This window comes from Kitasatospora sp. NPDC090091, from assembly GCF_044747365.1.
In the GTDB taxonomy this organism is placed as follows: domain Bacteria; phylum Actinomycetota; class Actinomycetes; order Streptomycetales; family Streptomycetaceae; genus Kitasatospora.
The window spans coordinates 24207-48918 of the sequence record NZ_JBIVDY010000017.1 but is presented as its reverse complement, the minus strand read 5'-3'; the positions used below and the strand labels follow the sequence as shown (position 1 = coordinate 48918).

At 75.9% G+C, this 24712-nt stretch carries 28 protein-coding genes and 1 pseudogene; 14 read left to right on the top strand and 15 right to left on the bottom strand.

Features of this window, described 5'->3' with window-relative positions:
• Positions 1-189 precede the first annotated feature (189 nt).
• The 3 genes from ACIPSC_RS27320 (at position 190) to ACIPSC_RS27310 (ending at position 1762) form a co-directional block, all read left to right on the top strand.
• Positions 190-648, top strand: a complete 459-nt coding sequence (locus ACIPSC_RS27320) for a group II truncated hemoglobin (protein WP_400828774.1) — start codon at positions 190-192, stop codon at positions 646-648.
• A gap of 119 nt (positions 649-767) precedes the next feature.
• On the top strand, positions 768-1340 hold the full coding sequence (locus ACIPSC_RS27315; RefSeq protein WP_400829048.1) for a GNAT family N-acetyltransferase: 573 nt from the start codon (positions 768-770) through the stop codon (positions 1338-1340).
• A 41-nt stretch (positions 1341-1381) separates the two neighbouring features.
• Entirely contained in the window at positions 1382-1762 is a 381-nt protein-coding gene (locus tag ACIPSC_RS27310) for a VOC family protein (RefSeq protein ID WP_400828772.1), read from the top strand.
• 20 nt (positions 1763-1782) lie between these two features.
• Here the strand turns inward: ACIPSC_RS27310 and ACIPSC_RS27305 are convergent, their stop codons facing one another.
• On the bottom strand, positions 1783-2433 hold the full coding sequence (locus ACIPSC_RS27305) for a maleylpyruvate isomerase N-terminal domain-containing protein (protein WP_400828770.1): 651 nt from the start codon (positions 2431-2433) through the stop codon (positions 1783-1785).
• A gap of 121 nt (positions 2434-2554) precedes the next feature.
• On the opposite strand from ACIPSC_RS27305, the gene ACIPSC_RS27300 reads away from it, so the two are divergent.
• A complete protein-coding gene (locus ACIPSC_RS27300; RefSeq protein WP_400828768.1) occupies positions 2555-3202 on the top strand; it encodes an NAD(P)-dependent oxidoreductase in 648 nt (215 codons plus the stop codon).
• Between the two features lie 36 nt (positions 3203-3238).
• Here the strand turns inward: ACIPSC_RS27300 and ACIPSC_RS27295 are convergent, their stop codons facing one another.
• Positions 3239-4021, bottom strand: coding sequence for a dioxygenase (locus ACIPSC_RS27295; RefSeq protein ID WP_400828766.1), 783 nt, complete (start codon positions 4019-4021; stop codon positions 3239-3241).
• Between the two features lie 141 nt (positions 4022-4162).
• Here ACIPSC_RS27295 and ACIPSC_RS27290 point away from each other — a divergent pair, with 141 nt between their 5' ends.
• The gene (locus tag ACIPSC_RS27290) at positions 4163-4648 is read left to right on the top strand and encodes a MarR family transcriptional regulator (protein ID WP_313763108.1); all 486 of its coding nucleotides are present in this window, start codon (positions 4163-4165) and stop codon (positions 4646-4648) included.
• Between the two features lie 18 nt (positions 4649-4666).
• Here the strand turns inward: ACIPSC_RS27290 and ACIPSC_RS27285 are convergent, their stop codons facing one another.
• From ACIPSC_RS27285 to ACIPSC_RS27275, 3 genes are all read right to left on the bottom strand, one after another.
• Positions 4667-6031, bottom strand: coding sequence for an RNA polymerase sigma factor (locus tag ACIPSC_RS27285; protein ID WP_400828763.1), 1365 nt, complete (start codon positions 6029-6031; stop codon positions 4667-4669).
• Positions 6032-6231: 200 nt separating this feature from the next.
• Positions 6232-6609, bottom strand: coding sequence for a YciI family protein (locus ACIPSC_RS27280; RefSeq protein ID WP_400828761.1), 378 nt, complete (start codon positions 6607-6609; stop codon positions 6232-6234).
• Positions 6610-6778: 169 nt separating this feature from the next.
• Positions 6779-8425, bottom strand: coding sequence for a PucR family transcriptional regulator (locus ACIPSC_RS27275; protein ID WP_400828759.1), 1647 nt, complete (start codon positions 8423-8425; stop codon positions 6779-6781).
• A 373-nt stretch (positions 8426-8798) separates the two neighbouring features.
• Here ACIPSC_RS27275 and ACIPSC_RS27270 point away from each other — a divergent pair, with 373 nt between their 5' ends.
• Both ACIPSC_RS27270 and ACIPSC_RS27265 read left to right on the top strand, forming a co-directional pair.
• A complete protein-coding gene (locus ACIPSC_RS27270) occupies positions 8799-9245 on the top strand; it encodes a molybdopterin-dependent oxidoreductase (RefSeq protein WP_400828757.1) in 447 nt (148 codons plus the stop codon).
• 28 nt (positions 9246-9273) lie between these two features.
• Positions 9274-9465, top strand: a pseudogene (locus ACIPSC_RS27265) (cation transporter); the annotation flags it as partial.
• 107 nt (positions 9466-9572) lie between these two features.
• Here the strand turns inward: ACIPSC_RS27265 and ACIPSC_RS27260 are convergent.
• Positions 9573-10271, bottom strand: a complete 699-nt coding sequence (locus ACIPSC_RS27260) for a TetR/AcrR family transcriptional regulator (protein ID WP_400828755.1) — start codon at positions 10269-10271, stop codon at positions 9573-9575.
• 42 nt (positions 10272-10313) lie between these two features.
• On the opposite strand from ACIPSC_RS27260, the gene ACIPSC_RS27255 reads away from it, so the two are divergent.
• Together ACIPSC_RS27255 and ACIPSC_RS27250 are read left to right on the top strand one after the other, a co-directional pair.
• The gene (locus ACIPSC_RS27255) at positions 10314-10640 is read left to right on the top strand and encodes a rhodanese-like domain-containing protein (RefSeq protein WP_400828753.1); all 327 of its coding nucleotides are present in this window, start codon (positions 10314-10316) and stop codon (positions 10638-10640) included.
• Between the two features lie 235 nt (positions 10641-10875).
• Complete coding sequence (locus ACIPSC_RS27250) at positions 10876-11388, top strand: GNAT family N-acetyltransferase (RefSeq protein WP_400828751.1); 513 nt, start codon at positions 10876-10878, stop codon at positions 11386-11388.
• A 125-nt stretch (positions 11389-11513) separates the two neighbouring features.
• Here ACIPSC_RS27250 and ACIPSC_RS27245 read toward each other — a convergent pair whose 3' ends face one another.
• From ACIPSC_RS27245 to ACIPSC_RS27215, 7 genes are all read right to left on the bottom strand, one after another.
• Positions 11514-12533 (bottom strand): LacI family DNA-binding transcriptional regulator, encoded by a 1020-nt coding sequence (locus tag ACIPSC_RS27245; protein ID WP_400828749.1) that lies wholly within the window; start codon positions 12531-12533, stop codon positions 11514-11516.
• Positions 12534-12669: 136 nt separating this feature from the next.
• Positions 12670-12894, bottom strand: coding sequence for a hypothetical protein (locus tag ACIPSC_RS27240; RefSeq protein WP_400828747.1), 225 nt, complete (start codon positions 12892-12894; stop codon positions 12670-12672).
• 57 nt (positions 12895-12951) lie between these two features.
• On the bottom strand, positions 12952-13797 hold the full coding sequence (locus ACIPSC_RS27235) for a GNAT family N-acetyltransferase (protein WP_400828745.1): 846 nt from the start codon (positions 13795-13797) through the stop codon (positions 12952-12954).
• A gap of 152 nt (positions 13798-13949) precedes the next feature.
• Positions 13950-15044 (bottom strand): WD40/YVTN/BNR-like repeat-containing protein, encoded by a 1095-nt coding sequence (locus ACIPSC_RS27230; protein WP_400828743.1) that lies wholly within the window; start codon positions 15042-15044, stop codon positions 13950-13952.
• 197 nt (positions 15045-15241) lie between these two features.
• Positions 15242-16681, bottom strand: coding sequence for a dihydrolipoyl dehydrogenase family protein (locus ACIPSC_RS27225; RefSeq protein ID WP_400828741.1), 1440 nt, complete (start codon positions 16679-16681; stop codon positions 15242-15244).
• Complete coding sequence (locus ACIPSC_RS27220) at positions 16678-17151, bottom strand: OsmC family protein (protein ID WP_400828739.1); 474 nt, start codon at positions 17149-17151, stop codon at positions 16678-16680. The genes ACIPSC_RS27225 and ACIPSC_RS27220 overlap by 4 nt, the downstream gene beginning before the upstream one ends.
• 165 nt (positions 17152-17316) lie before the next feature.
• Positions 17317-18066 (bottom strand): alpha/beta fold hydrolase, encoded by a 750-nt coding sequence (locus ACIPSC_RS27215; protein ID WP_400828737.1) that lies wholly within the window; start codon positions 18064-18066, stop codon positions 17317-17319.
• 122 nt (positions 18067-18188) lie between these two features.
• On the opposite strand from ACIPSC_RS27215, the gene ACIPSC_RS27210 reads away from it, so the two are divergent.
• Complete coding sequence (locus tag ACIPSC_RS27210; protein ID WP_400828735.1) at positions 18189-19148, top strand: helix-turn-helix transcriptional regulator; 960 nt, start codon at positions 18189-18191, stop codon at positions 19146-19148.
• A 51-nt stretch (positions 19149-19199) separates the two neighbouring features.
• Here ACIPSC_RS27210 and ACIPSC_RS27205 read toward each other — a convergent pair whose 3' ends face one another.
• Positions 19200-20777, bottom strand: a complete 1578-nt coding sequence (locus ACIPSC_RS27205; protein WP_400828733.1) for an APC family permease — start codon at positions 20775-20777, stop codon at positions 19200-19202.
• Between the two features lie 168 nt (positions 20778-20945).
• On the opposite strand from ACIPSC_RS27205, the gene ACIPSC_RS27200 reads away from it, so the two are divergent.
• On the top strand, positions 20946-21671 hold the full coding sequence (locus tag ACIPSC_RS27200; protein WP_400828731.1) for a TetR/AcrR family transcriptional regulator C-terminal domain-containing protein: 726 nt from the start codon (positions 20946-20948) through the stop codon (positions 21669-21671).
• A gap of 97 nt (positions 21672-21768) precedes the next feature.
• On the opposite strand, the gene trxA is transcribed toward ACIPSC_RS27200, so the two are convergent.
• The gene (trxA, locus tag ACIPSC_RS27195; protein WP_400829046.1) at positions 21769-22194 is read right to left on the bottom strand and encodes a thioredoxin; all 426 of its coding nucleotides are present in this window, start codon (positions 22192-22194) and stop codon (positions 21769-21771) included.
• 164 nt (positions 22195-22358) lie between these two features.
• Here trxA and ACIPSC_RS27190 point away from each other — a divergent pair, with 164 nt between their 5' ends.
• The 3 genes from ACIPSC_RS27190 to ACIPSC_RS27180 all read left to right on the top strand — a co-directional run bounded on the left by ACIPSC_RS27190 (position 22359) and on the right by ACIPSC_RS27180 (position 24464).
• A complete protein-coding gene (locus ACIPSC_RS27190; protein ID WP_400828729.1) occupies positions 22359-23003 on the top strand; it encodes a hypothetical protein in 645 nt (214 codons plus the stop codon).
• A gap of 91 nt (positions 23004-23094) precedes the next feature.
• Positions 23095-23649 (top strand): sigma-70 family RNA polymerase sigma factor, encoded by a 555-nt coding sequence (locus ACIPSC_RS27185; RefSeq protein WP_400828727.1) that lies wholly within the window; start codon positions 23095-23097, stop codon positions 23647-23649.
• Complete coding sequence (locus ACIPSC_RS27180) at positions 23646-24464, top strand: anti-sigma factor family protein (RefSeq protein ID WP_400828725.1); 819 nt, start codon at positions 23646-23648, stop codon at positions 24462-24464. The genes ACIPSC_RS27185 and ACIPSC_RS27180 overlap by 4 nt, the downstream gene beginning before the upstream one ends.
• The last annotated feature ends 248 nt before the right edge of the window (positions 24465-24712 follow it).

Below are 24712 nucleotides of genomic sequence, written 5' to 3'. Positions count from 1 at the left end.
GCGGCCAACGGGAGCCGGCGGCCGGGCACGGCCGGGCGGCGCGGTCGGGCCGCACCAGGAACGCGCGGCTCCACTTGCTGAGCCCGCGGCGAACAGTGGCCTGCAGGGGGACTCGGCGCACCCGCCGGGCTGTTAGGAAGGTGTCGGACAGAAGGTGCCCACGCACCCACCCACGGGGAGAGAACACGCATGAGCGACGAACGGTCCGGAAGCCTGTACGACGCCATCGGCGGAATCGACGCGCTGCGTCGGCTGAGCAACACCTTCTACGAGGGCGTGCTGGCCGACCCGGTGCTGGCGCCCGTCTTCGCGAACTTCACCACCACCCACATCGAGCACGTCGCCGTCTGGCTGGGCGAGATCTTCGGCGGCCCGGCCCGGTTCACCGGCGAGCTCGGCGGCCACCAGTCGCTGCTCCGCTCGCACCTGGGTCTCGCGATCACCGAGGAGCAGCGCAGCCGCTGGATGGAGCTGATGGGCGAGGCGGTCCGGAAGGAGCTGCCCGACGACGAGCTGCTGCGCCGGCGGGTGCTGGAGTACTTCGACTGGGGCACGAAGATCGCCAAGGACGTCTCGGCGGCACCGGCCGGTGCCGACCTCGGTGACCCGGGCCCGACCCCGCGCTGGGGTTGGGAAGGCCTGAAGTGACGTCCACCGCGGACCTGCTCGCCGCGGAGCCGACCCCGGCCGGGAGCTCCCCGGCCGGGGCGGCCGCCGCCGGGGCGGCCGTCGCCGCCGACCTCGCCCTGTCCGGGGGCGGCCTGGTGCTGCGGCCGTTCCGGGACGAGGACGCGCCCGCGCTGATCGGGATCTACCGCGACGAGACGTTGCGCCGCTTCACCCGGACCCCGGTCACGGACCAGGCCGAGGCCGCCCGCTGGCTCGAACTGCAGCGCCGCGGCTGGGCGGAGGGCCACCGGTACAGCTTCGCCGTCCTGGAGCCCCGCGCAGACCGAGCCGGCGGCCGGACCGGCGGCCGGGACGACGCCTCTGCCGACGACCGGGACGACGCCCCGGCCGAGCTGGTCGCCAATGTGGTGCTCAAGCGTGCCGAGCCCGGCGGCCCGGTGGCCGAGGTGGGCTACTGGACGGCCGCCGCCGCCCGCGGCCGGGGCGTGGCCCCGCGCGCGCTGGAGGTGCTCACCGGCTGGGCGTTCGCCGCCTTCGCCGCCGACGGGCTGGTCCGGCTCGAGCTGCTGCACCAGGTGGACAACACGGCGTCCTGCCGGGTCGCGGAGAAGGCCGGGTACGGCTTCCGGTCCGTGCTGCCGGCCCTGCCGCCGGAGTTCCCGCTGGACGGGCACCTCCACAGCCGCTCCGCGCTCTGCTCGTCGACATAACCGCTGGACCGGGAGGGAGGAGCCGGGCCAGAGTGGCCGGTATGGCTTCTCTCGTACGACACATGACGATCGACTGCGCCGACGCCTACCGCCTGGCGCAGTTCTGGGCCGAGGTGCTGGACGCCAAGGTGAGCGACGACGACAACCCGGGTGACCCGGAGGCGCTGGTGCAGACGGCCGGCGCCGGGCTGCTCTTCATCCAGGTGCCCGAAGGCAAGTCGGTGAAGAACCGCGTCCACCTGGACGTCCAGCCGCAGGACCGCACCCGGGACGAGGAGGTCGAACGCCTGCTGGCGCTCGGCGCCACCCTCCACGGCGACCACCGCACCCCGGACGGCAAGGGCTGGGTGACCCTGCTCGACATCGAGGGCAACGAGTTCTGCGTCGAGCGGAGCGCCGCCGAGCGGGCCGCCACCGCCTGAGCCGGCGCCGCCGTCGGCAGTCAGCTGTCGGCAACGGCCGTCCGCCAGGTCCACGAGGACTTGCGCGGGCGGCCGTTCAGCTCTCCGCGCCCGGTGTGCCAGAGCAGGACGTCACCCGGACCGCCGGGCGGGGCGTCCGTGGTCAGCCGGTCCAGCACCGCGGCGCTGAGCCTGGCCGGCGGCCGCCAGGGAAGGCCGAGGCCGAGGGCGATGTCGTGGGTGTGGAGCAGCAGTTCGGACACTCCCATGGCAGCGAAGCCGGGCGGGTCGAACGGCCCGAAGTGCCAGGCCCGCAGGTCGGCCGGCGCGGCGTCCAGGGCGGTGGCCAGCAGCCGGGCGCAGGCGGTCACGACCGTGAGCACCTCCGCGGGCCCCGCCTCCGGCGGCACGGTGAGGTCGAGCGGCAGGTAGCGGTCGTCGGGGCGGGCCGCGAGCTGGCCGGCGTAGGCGAGCAGGTCGTGCGCGATGTGGACGGCCGTCTCCCGGCAGCTCCACTCCAGCGGTCCGGCCGGCACCGACCAGTCGCGGTCGGCGGTGTGCGGCCCGAGGGCGCGCAGCACCTCGTCGAGCGCGGCCCGGACGTGGTTGCCGCCCATCGGACCGCCGACCCCAGTGGCGGTCGTGGCGGCGGGTTCCGGCTGCGGGGTCTCTTCCCGGGTGTCGGCGTTCATGGCGCCAGCCTGCCACCCGGCGGCACGGGGGAGTCCGACAGCGTGTCAGTTCCGGCCCCCGGCGCGGGGGGTGCTAGACGTGGGACACACCCCAGCAGCGCACCCGGAAGGCAGGTACCCCATGGCCGGCATCGCCGTGATCGGAGCCAACGGCAGGATCGGCGCCGCCGTCGTCGCGGAGGCCGTGGAGCGCGGGCACCGGGTGACGGCCGTGGTCCGCGACCCCGCCCGCCACCGGGGTGCAACGGCCGCGGTCCTCCCCGGCGACGTCCTGCGGCCGGGGGACGTGGCGCGTGTCGCGGCCGGCCAGGACGTGCTGGTGAGCGCCGTCGGAGGCGGCGACGCCACCGGCCACCGGGCGCTGATCGAGCCGGCCGCCCGCTCGCTGATCGAAGGCCTGCGGTCGCTCGGCGGCGACGCGCCCCGGCTGATCGTGGTCGGCGGCGCGGGCAGCCTGGAGACGGCACCGGGCGTCCGGGGCTGGGACACGCCCGGCCTGCCCGAGCGGGTGCTGGAGATGATGCACGCGCACGGCGCCGCCCTCGCCTACCTGCGCACCGTCGTGGACGTCCGCTGGACGGTGCTCTCCCCGCCGGCCGAACTGGTGCCGGGGGAGCGGACCGGCCGCTACCGCACCGGGCTGGACCAGCTGCTCGGCGACGCCGCCGGCCGCAGCTGGATCCCGGTGCCGGACTACGCGGTGGCACTGGTCGACGAGATCGAGCAGCCCGAGCACATCGGCGAGCGCTTCACCTGCTGCGCCGTCTGAGCCGGTGGGCGCCCCCTGCGTTTGTCGGTCCGGCGCTCAGCCGAGTTGGATCGAGCGCTTGGCCAGGCCCATCCAGAAGCCGTCGATCACGCTGCGCTGGCTGCCCAGGTCGGCCTCGCCGGCGCCGAGGGTGACGAACAGCGGGGCGAAGTGCTCGGTGCGCGGGTGTGCGAGCCGTCCGGCCGGAGCCTTGTGCTCGAAGTCGAGCAGCGCGTCGAGGTCCTCGGCCTCCAGGGCGCGCCGGCCCCAGTCGTCGAACTCGGCCATCACCGAGCTGACCCGGCCGTCGGAGCTGAGCGCCCGCAGGTTGTGGGTGAAGAAGCCGCTGCCGACGATCAGCACGCCCTCGTCGCGCAGCGGCGCGAGCCGGCGGCCGATCTCCAGCAGCCGCTGCGGGTCGAGCGTGGGCATGGAGACCTGGAGGACCGGGACGTCCGCCTCCGGGAACATCTCCACCAGCGGGACGTAGGCGCCGTGGTCCAGGCCGCGGTCCGGGACGTCCTGCACCGGGGTGCCGGGAGCGCGCAGCAGCTTCCGCACCCGCTCGGCGAGTTCGGGCGCGCCGGGGGCGGCGTACTGCACCCGGTAGTAGTGCTCGGGGAAGCCCCAGAAGTCGTAGACCAGCGGCACGGGATCGACCGCGCCGAGGGCGAGCGGTGCCTCCTCCCAGTGCGCGGAGACCACCAGGATCGCCCTGGGCCGGGGCAGGCCGGCCGACCAGGCGGCCAGCTGGCCCGGCCAGACCGGGTCGTCGGCGAGCGGCGGCGCGCCGTGCGAGAGGTAGAGGGCGGGCATGCGCTCGGGGGCGGCGGTGCTCATGGCGGCTTCCTCGGCTTCCTTCCGCGGGCGTCCCGACCCCGGCCGGACCGGCCGCTCCGGGTCAGGTAGTTCAACTTTGAACCTCGACACGTCGACCGTACACCTTCGTTCGAATTTGAACAACAGGAGTAGGCTTCCCCCATGCCCTCCACGCCCCCCGGAAGCGAACCGCGCTGGCTCGACCACGACGAGATGGCCGCCTGGCGGGGCTTCGTCACCGCGAGCAACCTGCTGAACCGCCGGCTGGAGCGCCAGCTCAAGGAGGACTCCGGCCTCTCGCACACCCAGTACGAGATCCTGGTCCACCTCTCCGCCGCACCGGCCGGCTCGCTCCGGATGACCGAACTGGCGGAGAAGCTGGTCACCTCCAAGAGCGGTCTCACCTACCAGGTCACCCAGCTGGAGCGGATGGGCCTGGTCGGCCGCCGCTCCTGCCCGAGCGACGTGCGCGGCGTCTTCGCCGAGCTCACCGACGAGGGGCGCGAGGCCCTGCGGCAGGCCGCCCCGGGGCACGTCGCCCTGGTGCGCGAGCTGCTGATCGACGTGCTCACCCGGGAGCAGCTGGCCGTGCTGGCGGCCGGGCTCGGCGAGGTGAGCGCCCGTCTGCGGCTGGACGACGGGGCGTAGCCGGGCCCGGGGCGCCGGTCAGGCCGCGCCGCCCGCGTGGTCGGCGCCGTCCGGGTCGTCCGTGTGGCCCCGGTCGTCCGTGTGGCCCCGGCCGTCTGTGTCGCACCGGTCGTCTGTGCCGCCTTCGCCGTCGGACAGGCGCCGGGGCGCAGGGGCGCCCGTCCCCGCCGCCCGGAGCAGCAGCAGCTCCCGCTCCCGGACGTTGCGGGTCAGCGCCGCTGCCCGTTCGAACTCCGCCCGCGCCTCGTCCGCCCGTCCGAGCCGGGCCAGCAGGTCGCCGCGGACGCTGGGCAGCAGGTGGTACTCCTTCAGGGCCGGCTCCGCGGCCAGGGCGTCCACCAACTCCAGTGCGGCCGCCGGGCCCCGGGCCATCGAGACGGCCACCGCCCGGTTCAGCTCCACCACCGGGGACGGCGTCAGCGCCATCAGCCGCCCGTACAGCGCGGCGATCGTCGCCCAGTCGGTGTCCTCGTAGCGGACCGCCCGGGCGTGGCAGGCGGCGATCGTGGCCTGCACCGAGTACGGCCCGGTGCCCGCGCGCTGCAGCGCGGCGAACCCGCGCCGGATCAGCAGCCGGTCCCAGCGGGCGCGGTTCTGGTCGGCCAGCAGCACCGGATGCCCGTCCGGGCCGGTCCGGGTGGCCGTCCGGGAGGCCTGGAACTCCAGCAGGGCCGCCAGCCCGTGCGCCTCGGGCTCCTGCGGCACCAGCCCGGCGAGCACCCGGGCCAGCCGGAGCGCGTCCTCGCAGAGCGCGGGCCGGAGCAGGTCGTCGCCGGCGGTGGCCGAGTAGCCCTCGTTGAAGATCAGGTAGATGACCTCCAGCACGGAGGAGAGCCGGGCCTCCCGGTCCTCCCCGTACGGGACCTCGAACGGGACGTTCGCCTTGGCGAGCGCCCGCTTCGCCCGGACGATCCGCTGGGCGACGGTCGGCTCGGCGGCTAGGAAGGCGCGGGCGATCTCCTGGGTGGTCAGCCCGCCCAGCAGCCGCAGGGTCAGGGCGATCCGGGCGTCGGCCGCCAGCACCGGGTGGCAGGCGGTGAAGATCAGCCGCAGCAGGTCGTCGTCGATGTCGTCGGGCTCGGCCGGCTCCGGCGGCGGCACGTCCTCCAGCGACCGCCCGACCTCGGCCAGCTTGCGCGCGTACGTCTCGCGGCGGCGGACCAGGTCGATCGCGCGGTGCTTGGCCGTCGTCATCAGCCAGGCGCCCGGCCGGTCCGGGACGCCCTGCTCCGGCCACTGCTCCAGGGCGGCGACCAGGGCGTCCTGGGCCAGCTCCTCGGCGATGCCCACGTCCCGCACGATGCGGGTGACACCGGCGATGATCCGGGCGGACTCGATCCGGAACACCGCCTCGACCGCTACGGCCGCATTGGTCTCGCTCACGGCCACTCATCAGAGCAGCTGTCCGGAGGCGAGGCAAGCGCGGACGCGGCGGTCGGGGCGGGGGCGACGGCGATCAGGCGGGATCAGGCGGGATCAGGCGGCTTCAGAGGGTTTCGGACGGCTTCGGACAGCTTCGGACGGTTCCCGACGGGTCGGGACGGGTTCGGCCCGTGCGGGCGCGTTCCGCGCGGCCGGGCCGCTCAGGCCTCCGGCGGGGTGGCCGCCTCATCGATCTGGCGCAGCTCGGCGCCGACCTTCCAGCTCTCCGGGTGGGTCTGCAGGAACCGCTTGGTCCACTCCACCGCCTCGGCCATGTCCTTGCACTGCATGATGGCGTAGCCGCCGACGACCTCCTTGGTCTCGGTGAACGGGCCGTCGGTGAAGCTCAGCTTCCCGCCCTCCCAGGTGATCCGGGTGCCCTCGGAGGTGGGCAGCAGGCCGGCGGTGTCCAGCATGACCCCCGCCTTGGTGATCTCCTCGAACAGAGCGCCCATCCGCTGCTCGAACCCCGGGTCCGCCGCCCGGATGTCGGGGGCGTTCTGCTCGTCGATGCGGATCAGCGACATGAAGCGCGGCATGGTGACTCCTCGGTCCGGAGGCGGGGCCTCTCCCCGCCTCTCACCCCTGCGTCGAACGGGTGGCGGCCGGTTCGACAGCCGCGCCGAAATTCTTCCGGGGGATTTCCGGGCGGGCCACCGGAGCGGCCCGGCCCGCCCGATCCCGCCCGGCCCCGGGCGGCGGCGCCCGTCAGCCCGCCGGGGTGCAGAGCAGGGCGGTGCGCAGGTCGAGGCGGTCGTGCAGGCGGGCGAGGTTGCGGCCGGTGAGCTCCTCGATGCGGCGGACCCGGTAGTGGACGGTGTTGACGTGGATGTGCAGGGCCTCGGCGGTGCGGGCCCAGGAGCCGTCGTGGTCGAGGAAGGCCGCGAGGGTGCCCAGCAGGGAGACGCCGTTCTCGCGGTCGTGCGCGGCGAGCGGCGCCAGCAGCCGGGCGTGGTAGGCGGCGGTGACCTCCGGCGGGATGCCGCGCAGCAGGCCGGCCAGTGAGTCCAGCTCGGCGGCGCTGCCGACCGGGCCGCCCGGGCCGTCCAGCACGTACCGGGCCTGGACCAGCGCCGCCCGCAGCGCCGCGGCGGTGGGCGGCGCGGCCGGGCCGACGCCGAACCGCAGGGTGCGCCGCCCGGTGAGGCGGGCCTGGAGCGCCGGCCGGGCCCGGCGCAGCCGTTCGGCGACCCGCTCGGCGGGCGCGGCGACCAGTGCGACGGCCCGCCCGGCCGGGTCGGTACCGACGGCGCAGCGGGCGCCCAGCGGCTCCAGCGCCTCGGCGAGCGCGTGCGCCGCCCAGGCGGACGGGGCGTCGGCGGGGAGCGGGGCGTCCGGGCGGCCGCCGTCGATCCGCGCGGCGACCGCGACCAGCGGGGCACCCTCCGGGCCGCCGGCCAGGCCGCAGGCGGCGAGCGGTTCGGCGAGGTCGGTGAGGTCGGCGGCCCCCTCGGCGGCCAGCGCGGCGAGCAGGGGTCCGGCGGCCCGGCGGCGGGCGGCCGCCTCGGCGTGGGCCCGGGCGGCGAGCGGGGTGAGCAGGTCGGCGAGCCCCTGGAGGACGGGCTCGGTTGCCGCGTGCCGGACGTGCGGGCGCAGCCGCCAGCCGTCGAAGGGGGAGCCGTCCTGCGGCCCGACCGGCAGGTCGTCGTCCCGGTGGCCGTCCCGCCTGGCGTCCCGGCCGCCGTCCGCGGTGCGCCGGCCCGCACCCCGCCCGTCCGCGGCCTCGCCGGCCCCCGCGGTGCGGGCACCCCCGACGCGTGCGGCGCCCCCGCGTCCGGCGCCCGCCCCCTCGCCGCTCGCGCTGTCGGCGACCAGCCGCCCGGCGGCCGTGACCAGTGCGCAGTCCGGCACCCCGAGCCGTCCGACCGCGTGCGCCAGCACCTCGCCGGGCCCGGTGCCCGCGTGCAGCAGCTCGGCCAGCTCGCGCCGGACGGCTTCCGGGATCGCGGCCGCCTCCTGGGCACCCGCCCGCAGGTCGCCCCAGAGCCGCAGGTAGACGCGGTCGGTGACGGCACGGAAGCTGACCCCGGAGGGGACGGCGAGCAGCGGGATGCCGTGCGTGCGGCAGGCGTCGACCAGGCCGTCCGGGACGCTGCCGTGGGTGGCCTCGCCGGCCAGCAGCGCGGCGACGCCGGCACTGCGCAGGGCGGTAGCAAAGCGCAGCGCGCCGCTGTCGTCGGCGGGCCGCCACCAGACCAGTCCGGTCAGCACCAGCTCGCCGGGCAGGAGGTAGCGGGCCGGGTCCTGGAGGTCGGTCGAGCTGATGCCGGCGACCTCGCGGGTGAGCAGCTCCGGCGTCCCCCAGGCCAGGCGGATGGGAAGGTCGTCCAGGTCCAGCAGGTCGCCGACGATCATCACTCGCTCCTTGTGCTCCGCGCCGGGCAGTGCGTCGCAACTGCAAGTCGGATCGGCGCAGAAGCATCGTAAATGCAAGTGTTGACCTCGGGAATCCTCTTGGTGGATCGTCCAGGGCGGACCGCCGCGGATCGTGTCGGGAACCAGTCGTCCGCCCCATTGCCCGATTGCTTCAATCGGTGCGGGGCGCGCCGACCGTCTCCTCCGGCGCGCCCCGCGTCCCCCGTGTGCACATGCTGGCCGATGGGTACCCCATCCATCGCAGTTGCGGCTGAATTCTTCCTTTCACGACTGCAGATGCGAATGGCCAGATGGGTGCCCGGGTAGCACTCCTCCCGGACCGCACCGGCGCGGCCCGGGAGGAGTGTGGGGCATGGGAGCATCCGTGACGGTCCGGCTGCACGGTGACCTCGACCGGCCGGGCGAGCTGACCGTCGAGCAGCTGCGCGCCCTCCCTGCCCACCGGGTCGCCGTCAGCTTCGACTGCCTCGCCGAGGGGGAGCAGCGCCACGGCTTCGAGGGGCCGGCCCTGCTGGACGTGCTGCGGGTGGCCGGCCCGCGGATCGACTTCACCGGCCGCAAGCAGCGGCTGCGCTTCCTGTTGGCGGTCAGCGGAGCCGACGGCCACCGCGCCGTCGTCTCCTGGGCCGAGATCGACCCGGACTTCGGCGGGCAGCGGATCCTGCTCGCCACCAGCATGGACGACGCGCCGCTGGACGACGCCGGACCGCAGCTGGTCGTCCCCGACGACCGCTGCGGGGCACGCTACGTCAGCGGGGTGACGGCGGTCTGGCTCGGGCAGGTGAACGAGCCGGCCTGAGGGGTGGATCGGGCTCTACCGCCGCCGGATGCTGCCGACCGTCGCCGTCACCGGCGGCGTCCTCGTCCTCCAGGTGATCGGCGGCCTGCTCTCCGGCAGCCTCGCGCTGCTCGCCGACTCCGGGCACAGGCCGACCGACCTCTCCGGTGTCACGCTCGCCCTGCTCGCCGTACAGGTCGCGCAGCGCCCGCCCACCCTGCGCCGCACCTTCGGCCACTACCGTCGCTCGCCCGCCTCCGCGGCTGCGTCGCCGACCACTTCGGCATCGCCCACGCGACACTCCAGCTGGAGCCGGCCGCCCCCGCGCCGCGCACGGCCTGACGGGCCCTATCGCGCGAGCCGACCGGCCAGCGCGATCGCCCCCGCCCGGATCCGCGCCTCACCCAGCTCCGGCAGCAGGGCCGCCACGTGCTCGGCCGCGAGCGCCGCCAGCAGTGCGTGCGCGTCGTGCTCGGGGTCCGCCGTGCCGGCCGCGGCGAGCAGGATCGCCGCGTGCCGGTGCCAGAACCGGTACGCGCCCACCCGGTAGCGCGCGCCCCGGCTGGCCGTCTCGGACATCCGCACCAGGTCCAGGTGCTCCAGCAGGTAGTCCAGGTAGGCGTCCACGAACGCGGCCAGCCGCTCGGCCGGCCGGGCGGGCGGCGCGCTCCGGTCCGCCGCCCCGCCCGCGGCCCCGCCGGCGGCCCCGCCCGGTCCGAGGGGGGCGGGCCCGCGCAGGATCGCCTCCTGGAGCGTGCGTTCGCGGGCGTCGAGCAGTGCCACGCCCAGACCCGCCTTGTCGCCGAAGCGGCGGAACAGCGTGCCCTTGCCGACCCCGGCCGCGGCCGCCACCTGGTCCATCGAGACCGCCTCCACCCCGTGCTCGGCGAACAGCCGGGCGGCGGCCTCCAGCACGGCCGCCCGGTTGCGCGCGGCATCGGCCCGTTCGCCGGGCGGCGGGGTGCGCAGCAGTTCCAGCGGCACCGGCTCGCCGCCCGCCGGGGGGATTGCAGAAGCGGACTGCGGTCCGTTATCGTTGTGAGCCATAACCGGACTATAGTCCGAATCGACTCCTCAGGAGGCAGCGTCATGACCGCGCTCATCACCCGGGACGAACTGGCGGCGGCGATCGAGGCGGGTTCCGTGACCGTCGTCGACGCGCTCGGGGGCGAGTACTACGCCCAGCAGCACCTGCCCGGCGCCGTCGCGCTGGTGCGGGCCGACGTCGACCGGCTGGCGCCCGGCCTGCTCCCGGACCGCGACGCCGCGATCGTCACCTACTGCTCCAACCCGGCCTGCCCCAACAGCGGCCAGGTCGCCGAGCGGCTGGTCGCGCTCGGCTACACCGATGTCCGCAAGTACCGCGAGGGCATCGAGGACTGGACCGGCGCGGGCCTGCCCGTCGAGACGGCCTGACCCGCTCCCGGCCCGACCCGCTCCGCCCGACCCGCTCCCGGCCGGGCGGGCGGGGGCGGCGGCACGGGGGTCCGCCGCTCCCCGCCCGGCCGGGGCTCGCGCGCCGGTGCGCCGGCCCGTTCGGGGGACCGTTCGGGTCGGCCGTCCGTGGGGGGCGTTCCGGCGCCGGCCTCCGGCCGCTCGGGGCGCGGAAAAGGGCTCGCCGGGCGTACGCCGCCGTGCCAACATGCCCCATATGGGGACGATTCTGTACGGCGCCCGCGTCACACTCCGGCCGGCCACCGAGGACGACATCCCGTCGCTCGTGGCGATCCGCTCGACGCCCGAGGTCTACGCCCGCTGGCGGGGCGGCGACGACCTCGCGGACGCCGTCGCCACCGAGCTCAAGGAGCCGGACACCGAGACCCTGGTGATCGTGGTGGCCGGCCGGATCGCCGGTGCGATCCAGTGGTACGCCAACAACGACGACGAGTACCGGCACGCGGGCATCGACGTCTACCTCGATCCGGCCGACCACGGGCAGGGCCTAGGCACCGACGCCGTCCGCACCCTCGCCCGCCACCTCGTCGCGGACCACCACTACCACCGCCTGATCATCGACCCGGCGGCCGACAACGCGGCGGCGATCCGCTGCTACGAGAAGGTCGGATTCCGGCCTGTCGGCACCATGCGCCAGTACGAGCGCGGCTCCGACGGCACCTGGCACGACAACCTCCTGATGGACCTCCTCGCCGACGAACTCCGCTGACCGGGCGGTCGGCCGGTGCGGCGGTCACGGGGCCGGCTTCCGGCCTCACGTCGGCTTGAGGTCAAGTCGCCCGCCCCGACCGGCTCGTGCCGGTCCGGGCGGGCGGGCGGTGCCGCGGTGCGGCGTCAGCCGCAGCCGCAGGAGCGGCGGACCACCAGGTGGGCGGGGAAGGTGCGGGCGCCCGCCGGTACGGGGCCCTCCTCGTCACGGGCCTTGAGGACCAGGTCGACGGCGGCCCGGGCCATCTCGACCTGCGCAGTCGCGACCGTGGTCAGCGGCGGCCCGGCGATGACGGCCTCCGCGATGTCGTCGAACGCGGCCACCGCGAGGTCCTCCGGGACGCGGATCCCGAGGTCGTCGGCGGCCCGGAGCAGGCCGATCGCCTGGTCGTCCGTGGCGCAGAACACGGCCGACGGCCGGTCGGGGCGGGCCAGCAGCCTGAGCGCCTCGGCGTGGGCGCGGACGCGGTCGAAGGGCGCCCGCGTCAGCCGGCCCTCGGTGGGGATGCCGGCGTCGGCCAGGGCGGCGGCCCACCCCGCCGTGCGTCCGGTGACCGGGTCGTTGGGGCTGAGCGCGGCGGTGCCGCCGAAGCAGTGCACCTCGGCGTGCCCGTGCTCCAGGAGGTGCCGCACGGCCTCGCGCGCCCCGCCCTCGTCGTCCGCGACGACGGCCACCCCGGACTCGGTCTCCGCCCGGTGGTGCAGCAGGACGACCGGCGTGCCGTCCGCGGCCTCGACGCCGGCCACCCCGGGGACGGACGGGTCCTGGGTGACCAGGATCAGGCCGTCCACCTGCATGCCGAGGAACGCCCTGATGTAGTGCGCCTCCCGCTCGTCGGCGTAGTCGGAGTTGCCGATCAGCAGCAGTCGCCCGCGCTCGGCGGCGGCCTGCTCGACCATGTGCGCCAGGCCGGCGAAGAACGGCTGGCGCGCGTCCGGCACGACCATGCCGATCAGGTTGGTGCGGCGGCGCGCCATCGCCTGGGCCACCCGGTTCGGGCGGTAGCCGAGCTCCTCGACCGCCGCCAGGACGCGCGCCCGCGTGGCGGCCGCGACCGGGCGCGGCCCGTTGTTGATCACATAGCTCACCACTGCGGTCGACGTCCCCGCCGCCCGTGCCACGTCGTCCCGCGTCACCCTCACCATGTCAGCGAGCCTACACACCGGCTCTGACCAGCCGGTCCGCTTTCCGGGAAGGGGCCACCGCACGGGGCCCGGAGCGCCGGCGCCGGGCGACCGTTCCCGGGCCCGCGCGCCCCCGGACCCCGTGCGGCGACCGGCGTCAGTACGCGTGGTCCGCCGTCACGTCGGCCGAGAGGTCGAGGGCCCGCTCCGCCTCCTCGCCCCGGTTCGCCAGCAGGGTGGCCGTCAGGGCGTCGACCGCGGTCAGGTGGGCGATCCGGCTGGCGGTGGTCTCCAGGCCGAAGACGAGGTCCTGCCCACCGGCGACGAGGGTGTGGGTGGCGGTCTCGGTGAGCGGGGAGCGCGCGCGCCCCTCTTCGGTCACGACGCCGGGTCACCGAGGAGCGCGCAGGCGGCCGGAGGGCGGGAGAGTCCGCGGGCGTCAGGGGACGACGACCGTCAACGACGACCGCGTCACCCGGAACCCCAGCTCCTCGTAGAGCCGGCGAGCCGGGTTCCCCTCGGTCACCGCCAGGCCGACCCGGGCGGCGCCGGTGTCGGCCGTGTCGGCCAGGGCGCGGCGCAGCAGGTCGCGGCCGAGGCCCGGGTAGCCGAGGTCCGGGTGGCGGAAGACGTCCGAGAGCCAGGGGGTGCCGTCGTAGTCGGTCAGCACGGCGCCGGCCACCACCCGGTCGTCGCCGTCCACCGCCAGGGTGCTGGACGGCAGGACCGGCCCGACCGCCAGCTGTCCGGTCAGCAGGAGGTGCAGCCGCTCGTGGGCTTCGTCCTCGCCACCGGGGTGGTGGTCCGGGTGGCCGGGGGCGTAGGCGGCGCGGCAGGACGCCAGCAGCTCGCCGGCCGGGCGGTCGCAGGGCACGGCCCGCAGCCCGTTCCGCAGCGCCGTACCGGCCCAGGCCGCCCAGCCGGCGGACGGAGGATCACCGGCGAGGTCCCGGTACATGGTGTGGCCGTGGCGGAGCGCCGTCGCGCCGCGGTGGAGCAGCCGCTCGCCGAACCCGACCGGGCCCGAGACCACCCAGCCGGAGAGTTCCGACAGCACGAACTCGACCGGGTCGGCGCTGTTCACCCGGTGGCCGGCGCCTTCCGCACCGACCGCACCGACTGCACCGACTGCGTCGACCGCGCCCGCCGCCGTCGGCCCGTCGGGGGCCAGGACCTCCAGGAGGTCGGCCCAGGGCCGCCCGTCCCGCTCGCTGCGCACGTACCGCACCACGGGGCGGCCGTCGAGGTCGCGCCCGATCTCCCACTTGGCATCCGCGTCAGCCACGCCGTCCGTCCGATCTCCGAGGGCAGTCGTCCGCACGCCATCCTCGGCGAGCACCCCTCCCGCGATCAACAGGATTGCCCGCGCCGCCCGTTGGCCCGCCGCCCGTTGGCCCGCCGCCTGTTGGCCCGGCGGCCCGCCGGCGCGTCGGACCGTCAGGCGATCACCGCGGCCCGGACGCAGAGCACGTCCGGCAGGTGGGAGGTCAGCAGCGACCAGCTCTCGCCCTCGTCGGTGCTGCCGTAGACCTCGCCGTTGCGGTTGCCGAAGTAGATGCCGGCCGGGGCGGCGTCGTCGGTGCGCAGGGCGTCGCGCAGCACCACGCCGTAGTGGTCCTCGCCGGGGAGCCCCTTGGCGAGCGGGGTCCAGCTCCCGCCGCCGTCCTCGGTGCGGTAGACCCGGCAGCGGCGGTCCGGCGGGATCCGGTCGTCGGCGCCGCCGAGCGGGAAGAGGTAGGCGGTGTCGGCCTGTCGGGGGTGGGCGGCGACGGCGAAGCCGAAGTCGGCGGGCAGGCCGTCGGTGACGAACTGCCAGCTCGCACCGGCGTCGTCGCTGCGGTAGACGCCGCCGTGGTTCTGCAGGTAGAGCCGGTCGCGGTTGACGGCGTCCCGGGCGATCTTGTGCACGCACTGGCCGAACTCGGGGTACTGGCTCTCCTCGGGGAGGAACTCCGCACGCAGCCCCCGGTTGGACGGCTCCCAGCTGGCCCCGCCGTCCTTGCTGCGGTAGACGCCGCCGCTGGAGACCGCGACCAGCAGCCGCTCGGGGTCGCGGACGTCGGTGAGGATGGTGTGCAGGCCCTGGCCGCCGTAGCCGGCGCCCCACTCCGGTCGCTGCGGGTGGTTCCAGAGCGATTCGACCAGCTCGAAGGTCTCGCCGCCGTCCGTCGAGCGGAAGAGTGCGGCCGGCTCGGTGCCGGCATAGACCACACCGGGCGCCTCGGGCCCGGCGGGCTGGAGCTGCCAGACCCGGGTGAGCGAGGCGCCGGTGTGCTCGGGGAAGCGGATGGCGGGCTTGGGCGGCTCGAACCAGCTCGCCCCGAGGTCGTCGGAGCGCCAGACCGACGGCCCCCAGTGGCTGCTGTCGGCGCCGACCAGCAGGCGGACCCCGCCCTCCCGGCGGTCGATCGAGACGGAGTAGATCGCGTTCATCGGGAAGTGCGGCCCGCTGAACTCCCAGCTCAGCCGGTCGCGACTGCGGCCGAGAAAGAGGCCCTTCTCGGTTCCGACGGCCAACAGCACCTCGGTCATGCGACACACCACCTGGTCGGTGAAGACGGCCCCCCGGGACACCCCCTCCAGGGGCCAGTCTCCCGCCGTCCCCCGGAGGGCACATCTCGCCGCGCCGGTGTCCGCGGGACCGGCCCGCCGGGCCGTGGGGTCGTCGGGCCGGGCCGAGGGCTGGGGGCGGACCGCCCCTCCCGGCCCCTTTGCCCGGCCCCGCCCGCTCAGCCCCGGCAGCCCTCCAGCAGCCGCAGCCAGACCTCGCTGATCGTCGGGTAGGCCGGTACCGCGTGCCAGAGCCGGTCGATCGGCACCTCGCCGACCACCGCGACGGTGGCCGAGTGCAGCAGTTCGGCGACCCCGGGGCCGACGAACGAGGCACCGACCAGCACCTGCCGGTCCAGGTCGAAGACCACCCGGGCCTTCCCCCGGTAGTCGTCGCCGTAGAGCGAGGCGCCGGCGACGGCGCCCAGGTCGTGGTCGACCGTCCGGACCCGCAGCCCGGCCCGCTCGGCGGCCTCCAGCGTGAGGCCGACGGCCGCCACCTCCGGCTCGGTGAAGACCACCTGCGGCGCCCCGGCGCTGTCGGCGGACGCGGCGTGCGCGCCCCAGCGAGCGGTGTCCAGCGGGCGCCGCTGGGCGCGCGCCACGATCGCGGCGCCGGTGATCCGGGCCTGGTACTTCCCCTGGTGGGTGAGCAGCGCCCGGTGGTTGACGTCCCCGGCGGCGTACAGCCACTCGCCGTCGACGCCGAGCACGGTGCAGCTGTCGTCCACGTCCAGCCAGCCGCCGGGCTTCAGCCCGACCTGCTCCAGCCCGACGTCCGCGGTGCGCGGGGCCCGGCCGGTGGCGTAGAGCACCTCGTCGGCGGCCAGCCGCTCGCCGTCCGCCAGCACCAGGGTGACCTCGCCGGCGCCGCCCACCCGTTCGACCGCGGTGACCGAGACGCCGAACCGCACGTCCACCCCGGCCGTGCGCAGCCCCTCGGTCACCAGCTCGCCCGCGAACGGCTCCATCCGGGGGAGCAGGCCCTCGTCGCGGACCAGCAGCACGACCTCGCTGCCGAGCGCCCGCCAGGCGGTGGCCATCTCGACCCCGACCACCCCGCCGCCGACGACGGCCAGCCGGCCGGGGACGGTGTGCGAGCCGGTCGCCTCCCGGTTGGTCCACGGGCGGGCCTCGGCCAGGCCGGGCACGTCCGGCGGCAGCACCGGGCGGCTGCCGGTGCAGACCGCGACCGCGTACCGGGCGGTGAGCAGCCGCTCGCCGCCGTCCTCGCCCTCGACCGTGACCTTCCGTTCGCCCGCCAGCCGGCCGTGTCCGCGGACCAGTTCGATGCCGGTGTCGCGCAGCCACTTCACCTGGCCGTCGTCCCGCCAGTGCGAGGTGAAGGAGTCGCGCCGGGCCAGCACGGCGGCCGGGTCGAGGGCGCCGCCGACGGCCTCGCGGGAGCCGGCCACCCCGCGGGCACCGGCCAGGGCGGCCACCGGGCGGAGCAGCGCCTTGCTCGGCATGCAGGCCCAGTACGAGCACTCGCCGCCGACCAGTTCGCTCTCGACGATCACCGTCCGCAGCCCGGCGGCGGCGGTCCGGTCGGCCACGTTCTCCCCGGTGGGCCCGGCGCCCACCACGATGACGTCGTACTCCTCGGGGGCGGTCGTCATGCGCGGTCCTCCGTCGTGTCGATGGCCACCCCGGCGCGCAGTGCGAGGGTGACGGGCGTGCGTTCGCAGATGTCGAGCAGTCGGGCGCGCCGGTCGTCGTCGAGTGCACCGGTGAGGGCGACCCGGCGGCCGATCCGGCCGTTGCGTCCGTCCGTCTCGTAGCCGAGCCTGACCCGGACGGACTCCAACGGCCACCCCTTGCGCTCCGCGTACATCCGCAGGGTGATCGCCGTGCAGGAGCCGAGCGAGGCGAGCAGCAGCGCGAACGGCTCCGGCCCGCTGTCCGAACCGCCGCGCCGCACCGGCTCGTCGGCGGTCAGCGGGTGGGTGCCCGCCTTCACCTCCACGTGGTACGGGGCGTCGGCGGAACTGCCGGTCACGACAGCGGTGGTGACCCGCCGGAACGCCGGCGCGGCCGCGGCTCCGGTGGGCGCCTCGTCGGCGTCCGGGCCGGTCGGGGTCTGGCTCATGGCGGGCTCGCCCTCGCTGTCGGTCGGGATCGGCAGGGGTCCGGCGCGCCGCCGGGGAGGCCGGCCCGCGTCGTGGCCATCCTGCGCCGTCCGTGCCCGTCCGCACAGCCGAACACGCGGGCGAGTGCACGGACGGTCAACATCCGGCGCACGGAGGGAACGGCCTCACTGCTGCGGCAGCTCCCCGATCTCCGCCAGCACCGCCGCCGTGTCGGCCGGGCGGGAGAACATCGGCCAGTGCCCGGTGGCCAGCTCGCGCAGCTCCCACTCCGGGCCGCCCAGCGCGGCGAAGTACGGGTGCCCGGCGGCGATCATGGCCCGCACCTGCTCCAGCGGGAAGGAGCACGAGACCAGGGCCTTCGGCAGCGTCCGCCCGGCACCGGTCAGCCGCAGCGGCTCGGTCACGGCCGCGAACGGGTGCGCGGTCGCCCGCTCGCGGAACCGGGCCAGCGCGGCCTCGTCCATCCCGTCGATGCTGGTGCCGGCCGCCACGAAGTCCTCGAACGAGGGCAGCGGCAGCTCGTGGCCGTCCACCACCGAGGCCTCCATCTGTGCCCGGTACCCGGGCTCCCAGAGGTCGGCCAGCGCGACGCCGTCGGCGACCGGGCCGCTGTCGACGTAGACGACGCGCCGGATCCGCTCGGGCATCCGGTCGGCGGCACCGGTCACCGGGACGGCCCCGCCGCTGTGTGCGACCAGGACGACGTCCCAGAGGTCCTCGCGGGTCATCAGGTCGGTCAGGTCGGCGACGTGCCGCTCCACGCCGACCTCGGGCCCGGCCTCGCCGGACCGCTCCGCGACGCCGGTGAGGCTCACGGCGTGGACGGTGTGCCCGGCGGCGCGCAGCGGCCCGGCGACCTCGTCCCACGCCCAGGCGCCGAGCCAGAGTCCGGGGACCAGTACGAACGTGCTCATGGGGGATCACTCCTTCTCCGGGCAGCCCTCACCCCGGGCCGCCCACCGGGGGTGGTGGCGCTGACGTCTCCGACCCTAGGATTGGATCCGGACAGATGTCGCCCGGATTAACTGGGGAAGCCTTGGACCACCCGGTCAGCCGTGTCCTCGCCCTGCTGGAACTGCTCCAGGCCCGGCCCGGCCTCACCGGCACCGAGCTGGCCGACCGGCTCGGGGTCGACGAGCGGACCGTCCGTCGCTACGTCGCCCGGCTGGTGGACCTCGGCATCCCGGTCCGGGCCGACCGCGGCCGCTACGGCGGGTACCGGCTGCTGCCCGGGTTCCGGCTGCCGCCGCTGATGCTCACCGGGGACGAGGCCGCGTCGGTCGTGCTCGGGCTGCTGGCCGGGCGGCGCTCCGGCCTGGCGGTGGGGGAGCAGGCCGCGGAGTCGGCGCTCGCCAAGATCCAGCGGGTGCTGCCCCCGCAGCTGCGCGAGCGGGTCGAGGCGGTGGAACAGACCCTCGGGCTGACCTCGGCGCCGGCGGCCGGTCCGAACCCGGCGGCGGCCGCGCTGTTCACGCTCGCCGAGGCGGCCCGCCGCCGGCGCCGCGTCCGCCTCGCCTACCGCGACCGGCACGGCGTCCCGACCGAGCGCGAGTTCGACCCGTACGGGCTGGTCTTCCACTCGGGCCGCTGGTACACCACCGGGCTGGACCACCGCAGCGGCGAGCAGCGCACGTTCCGGCTGGACCGGATCGGGTCGGCCGAGCTGCGCGAGGCGGCCTTCGAGCCGCCGGAGGACTTCGACCCGGTCCAGCGGGTGATGGAGTCGCTGGCCTCGGTGCCGTGGACGCACGAGGTGGAGGTCGTGCTCACCACGACACTCGCCGAGGCTCGCCACCGCATCCCGCCGGTCGCGGGGACGCTCACCGCGACCGGCGACGGCCGCGTGCTGCTGCGGGCCCGGGCGCAGAACCTTGACGGGGTGGCGATGATGCTGGCCGGCCTCGGCCATCCCTTCACCGTGCTCCGGCCGGACGCCCTGCGCGACGAGGTGCGCGCCCTCGCCGCCCGGCTCACCGCGTGGAGCGCGGAGGGCTGATCGGGGCGCGGCTGCTGCCTGCTCCGACGACCCCGCCGCGCCCCGCTCGCGTCAGTGCACCGCGGGCGCCGGCTCGTCCGCTCCCGCCGGCCGCTCGCCGGGAGCGTCGTCGCGCATCAGCCGCTGCGGCCGCCGGACCAGCAGGTAGCCGAGGCCCGCCAGGGTGACCAGCCCGGTGCCGAGCAGCGCGGCCCACACCTGGTACCAGGGCGCGCCGGGCGGCGCGAGGACGGTGCGCGGCCAGCAGATGTTGACCACCTCCAGCCCGGTCCACACCACCGCCAGGGCGTTGACCACCGTCCCGACCCGCCCGTAGGAGACCGGGCCGGAGGGGCGCCAGCCGGTGCGCAGCCGGGCGAGCAGCGCGGCCAGGCAGAGCAGGAAGAACGGCAGGAAGGTGGCGGCCGTGCCGAAGGTGATCAGGCTGCCCATCGCGGTGGACTCCAGGCCGAGGGGCAGCGCCGCCGCGCTGACCAGGGTGGCGGCGACCAGCCCGCCGATCGGCGCCCGGTGCCGGTTGACCTTGCGGACCCGGGCGGCGAACGGGAAGACGCCGTCGCGGGCGAGCGAGTAGAGGCCGCGGGCGGCGCCGCCCTGCGAGGCCATCAGGCAGGCGGTGAACGAGATCAGGACGACCACCACGAACGGCTTGGCGGCCCAGTCGCCGAAGCCGGCGGTGACGGCGGTGGTGACCGGGTCGAGGTCCTCCCCGCGGACCACGGCGGCCGGGTCCGGGTGGGCCAGCTCGACGGAGACCGCGTTCAGCACGACCACCGCGCCCACGCTGAGCAGCGCCCACCACATCGCGCGCGGCACCTGGCGGCCGGCGTCCTTGGTCTCCTCGGCGGTGGAGACGCAGGCGTCGAAGCCGATGAAGGCCCAGCCGCCGACGGCGACCACGGCCAGGAAGGCGCCGCCGGTCGAGACCCCGGCGGTGGCGGGCGCGTCCAGCAGGTCGGTGAGCAGGCCGAAGCCGTGCGCCCGGAAGAAGAGCAGCAGTGCGAAGCCGACCAGGACGGAGGCCACCGCCTCGGCGGCGATGCCCAGCGAGACGAACCACCGCAGCAGGTTGATCCCGTAGGCGTTGACCAGCGCACAGAACAGCATGAAGGCCGCCGAGACCAGCACCAGTTGCACCGGTGTGGGCGTCAGGCCGAACAGGGCGAAGAACCAGGGCGAGGCCAGGTAGGCCACGGTGGTGTTGGCGAACATCACCGCGAACTGCCACATCCAGCCGGTCAGCCAGGCGAAGGTCGGCCCGGCCAGGCGCCGGCTCCACTGGTAGGCGCCGCCGGCCAGCGGCCACTGGGAGGCGAGCTCGGAGTAGACGGCCACCACCAGCAGCTGGCCGAGCAGGCAGACCGGGAGCGCCCAGACCCAGGCGCCGCCCGCCACGCCGAGGCCGACCTGGCTCACGGCGTAGAGGCCGACCACGGGGGAGACGACGGCGAAGCCCATCGAGATGTTGCCGAGGACACCGAGGCTGCGGCGCAGTTCCTGGCGGTAGCCGAGGGCGGCCAGCCGGTCCGCGTCCGCGGCCGGCGCGGCGGCTGCGGAGCCCGCCGGGGGAGCGGCCGGGGAGGCCGGGGGAGCCGGGGAGATCCGGGCTCTGGAGGGGTTCTCGGTCACGGGGCGTCCACCTTGCCGTCGTCCGGGGCGAGCCCGCACCGGGGCCCGACATGAAAAACTAACTTTGTTAGTCCGGGACGGTAACCCGTCGGCCCGGGGCATCGGAAGAGCCGAAACCGGTCTGTAATAACGTGGGGCGACCGCAGCCGGCACGGAGGGGCGAACAGCGTGGGACGACCGAGCAGGCCGCTGCTGAGCAGGGAGAGCATCGCCCGGGCCGCTCTCGACACGGTCGACGAGCAGGGAGCGGACGGCCTGACCATGCGGGCCGTCGCGGACCGGCTGGGGGTGAAGGCGGCCTCGCTCTACAACCACGTCAGCGGCAAGGACGAGCTGATCGACGGGCTGGCCGAGCTCGTCAACGCGGAGATCGACCTGGGCCCGCTCGCGCCCGCGGCCGGTCGGGCCGGCGCGGGTGGCAGCGCCGGCACCGGCACCGGCGTGGGTCGCTCCGGCGGTGCGGCGGACCGGGGGAACGACTGGCGGGCCGGTGTCGCCGCCTACGCCCGCGGCTACCGCGCCGCGTTCCTGCGCCACCCCCACACCATCGCGCTGCTCGCCCGCCGCCGGGTCGGGGCCGAGCGCCAGCTGCTCGGCTACGACACCCTGCTCGCCGCCCTCGGCCGGGCCGGCCTCACCCCCGCCGACGCCGCCGAGGCGGCCGCCGCGCTCGACTACCTGGTGCTCGGCTCGGCGCTGGAGACCTTCACCGCCGGCTTCGCCCGGCCCGCCGCCGAGTACCGCCCCGGCTACCCGGCCCTGGCCGGCGCCCTGGAGGCCTCCGCCGAACGCAGCGCGGGGCCGGGCGGGGGCGCTCCCGGGCTGGACGAACGCGGCTTCGAACTCGCCCTGCGGCTCCTCCTCGACGGCCTGGCGGCGGCCCGTCCGGTCTGAGGCCGGACGGCGCGGCAGCGGTCCGGCGACGGGCCCGGGTACGCCGACGGGCCCGGGCGCGTTGTGCGCCCGGGCCTCCCGCCGTCACCGAGTGGTGTCAGGCCTGCGGGGCACCCTTCTGCTCCGCCTCGACCTTGCGCTTCACCTCGGCCATGTCCAGCTTCCGCGCCTGGCCGATCAGGTCCTCGAACGTGGCCTCCGGCAGGGCGCCGGGCTGCGAGAAGACGAGCACGCCCTCGCGGATGATCGCCAGTGTGGGGATCGACTGGATACCGAACGCCGCGGCCAGCTCCTGCTGCGCCTCGGTGTCCACCTTGGCGAAGACGAGGTCGGGGTGGCGCTCCGCGGCCTTCTCGAACACCGGGGCGAACTGCCGGCACGGGCCGCACCACTCCGCCCAGAAGTCGATGAAGACGAAGTCCTTCCCCTCGGGACCGGGGACGATCTCGTCGAAGTTCTCCTTGGTCAGCTCGACCGTGTTGCTCATCTCGCGATTCCTGCCCTTCCGGAGGCGGCGGTTCAGGCCGTGTGCCCGCGACAACCGCCGCCGCCCGCGGGCTATTCCGAAGCTTTCCGGCGGCCGGTTGAGCACTCCGCCGGTCCCGTCCGTACAGGTGGGTGTCCGTACCCCGCGCGGCCTCCGGAAGGCGCGACCGCCGGGGACCCTGTCCGACGGGGGAGCACACCATGCACAACACCAGCCCCACCAGCCGTACGCATCGCACCGCCCGGATCGGCCGCCCCGGCCGGGTCGCCGTCGTCGCCGCGGCCGGGATCGCCGCCGGCGCCCTGGCCGCCGGCTGCGGGTCGTCAGGCTACTCGTCCCCGTCCGGCTCCGGCTCGGGGGCGGCCGCCACCGCACCCGCCGCGCCGAGCAGCCCCGGCACCTCGGGCACCCAGGGCGGCACCGGCGCCGTCGCCCTGCAGACCGCCACCGACCCCAAGCTCGGCGCCATCGTCACCGACGGCTCGGGCTTCACCGTCTACCGGTTCGACCGGGACACCGCCAACCCGTCGATGTCCGACTGCAACGGCACCTGCGCCGCGACCTGGCCGCCCGTCCCGGCCTCCGGCGGGGCCACGGTCAAGGGCGTCGACAGCAAGCTGGTCGGCACCGTCACCCGGGCCGACGGCAGCAAGCAGCTCACCCTGAACGGCTGGCCGGTCTACCGCTACGCCCCGGACACCAAGCCCGGCGACACCAAGGGCGAGGGCGTCCAGGGCACCTGGTTCGTGCTGACCCCGACCGGCGCCAAGGCGGGCGCGCCCGCGGGCTCCCCGTCGGGCGGCTCGATGTCCGGCACCCCGGGCAGCGGCTACGGCGCCTACTAGGGCCTGATCCACAAGGCAGGCGGCCCCGGCGGTGGTCCGGACCGGACGCGGAAATCTCGACCCGGAGGTACGGGTGCGCGAAGATGGCGTCGTGACCGAGGAGCACCCGCACGGCGGTGCGGCCGCAGGCGGCGGCGGTGCCCCGGACGAGGACCTCATGCGCGCCCTCTACCGGGACCATGCAGGGCCGCTCTTCGGCTTCGTGCTGCACCTGGTCGCGGGGGACCGCCAGCGCGCCGAGGACGTCGTGCAGGAGACGCTGGTCCGCGCCTGGCGCAACATCCACCGGCTCGACCCGGAGGCCCGCTCGATGCGGCCCTGGCTGGTGACGGTGGCCCGGCGGATCGTCATCGACGGCCACCGCAGCCGCCTGGCCCGGCCGGACGAGGTGGACCCGGCGCCGCTGGAGATGCTGCCCGCCGAGGACGAACTCGACCGCGCGCTGAGGCTGATGACGATCTCCGAGGCGCTCGGCGACCTCTCGGAGGCGCACCGGCAGGTGATCGTCGAGACCTATCTGATGGGCCGCACGGCCAACGAGGCGGCGGCCGAACTCGGCATCCCGGCCGGTACCGTCCGGTCGCGGGTGTTCTACGCGTTGCGCTCGCTCAGGCTGGCGCTGGAGGAACGGGGAGTGACATCGTGACAGCGTCCGAGCCCGGTCCCGCCGGCCCCGAGCGGAAGCCCGCCGGCCCCGAGCGGGCCGAGGGCTCCGAGCCCCCCGTGCCGCCGCAGGGGCAGCCCGCCGGCCGCGGCGTCGACCACGTGGACGTCGGCGCCTACGTCCTCGGTCTGCTCGAACCGGAGGAGCGGGCCGCCTTCGCCGCGCACCTGGAGAGCTGCCCGGAGTGCACCGCCCAGGTCGCCGAACTCGGCCCCGTCGAGCCGCTGTTGGCCGAGTACGCGGCGTCCGCCGCGGCCGCCGGGCTCGACCTCGCCGACCCCGCGCCGCAGCCGGACCCGCTGCTGCTGGACCGGCTGGTCGCCGAGGTCACGGTCGTCCGCCGGCGCGGCCGGGTCCGCCGGCTGGTGCTGGTCGCGGCGGCGGCGGTCATGCTGGTGGCCGGACCGGCCGTCACCGCCGTCGTGGTCGGCGCGGACTCCACGCCCGGCGTGGTCGCCGTCGCCGAGCAGAAGTTCAGCGCCACCGACCCGGCCACCGGCGCCAGCGCCACGGTCGGGCTCGCCGATGCGGCGTGGGGGAGCCGGGTCAGTCTCGAACTCTCCCACGTGCCCGGCCCGTTGACCTGCGAACTGGTGGCCGTCTCGGACGCCGGTGCGCGCCAGACCGTCACCACCTGGAGCGTCCCGGCCGCCGGCTACGGCACCGCGGGCGCCCCGGGCACCGTGCTGCACACCACCGGCGGCACCGGTCTGCAGCCGGGCGAGATCGACCGCTTCGAGGTCCGCACCCTGGACGGTGCCACCGTGCTGGTCACCGTCCCCGCGCACCAGACCTGACCGGGCGGCGCGACGCTGTGGCCCTCTGCCGGCCTCACCCGATCGGCGGCACCCACCGGCCCGTCCGCCTGCGCGGGCCGGCAAGGCCCGCGGCGGCGCCGCCCGACCCGCCCGGATCACCCGGATCGGGCCGGGCCCACGGCCGCCGGCTCACCGTGCCGACGGCCGGACGACCATCCGGGCCGCCGGCCCCGGAGGCTCTGCTCTGGTGTTCCCGCGGGGTGCGGCGCACCCTGGAGGAGTAACCG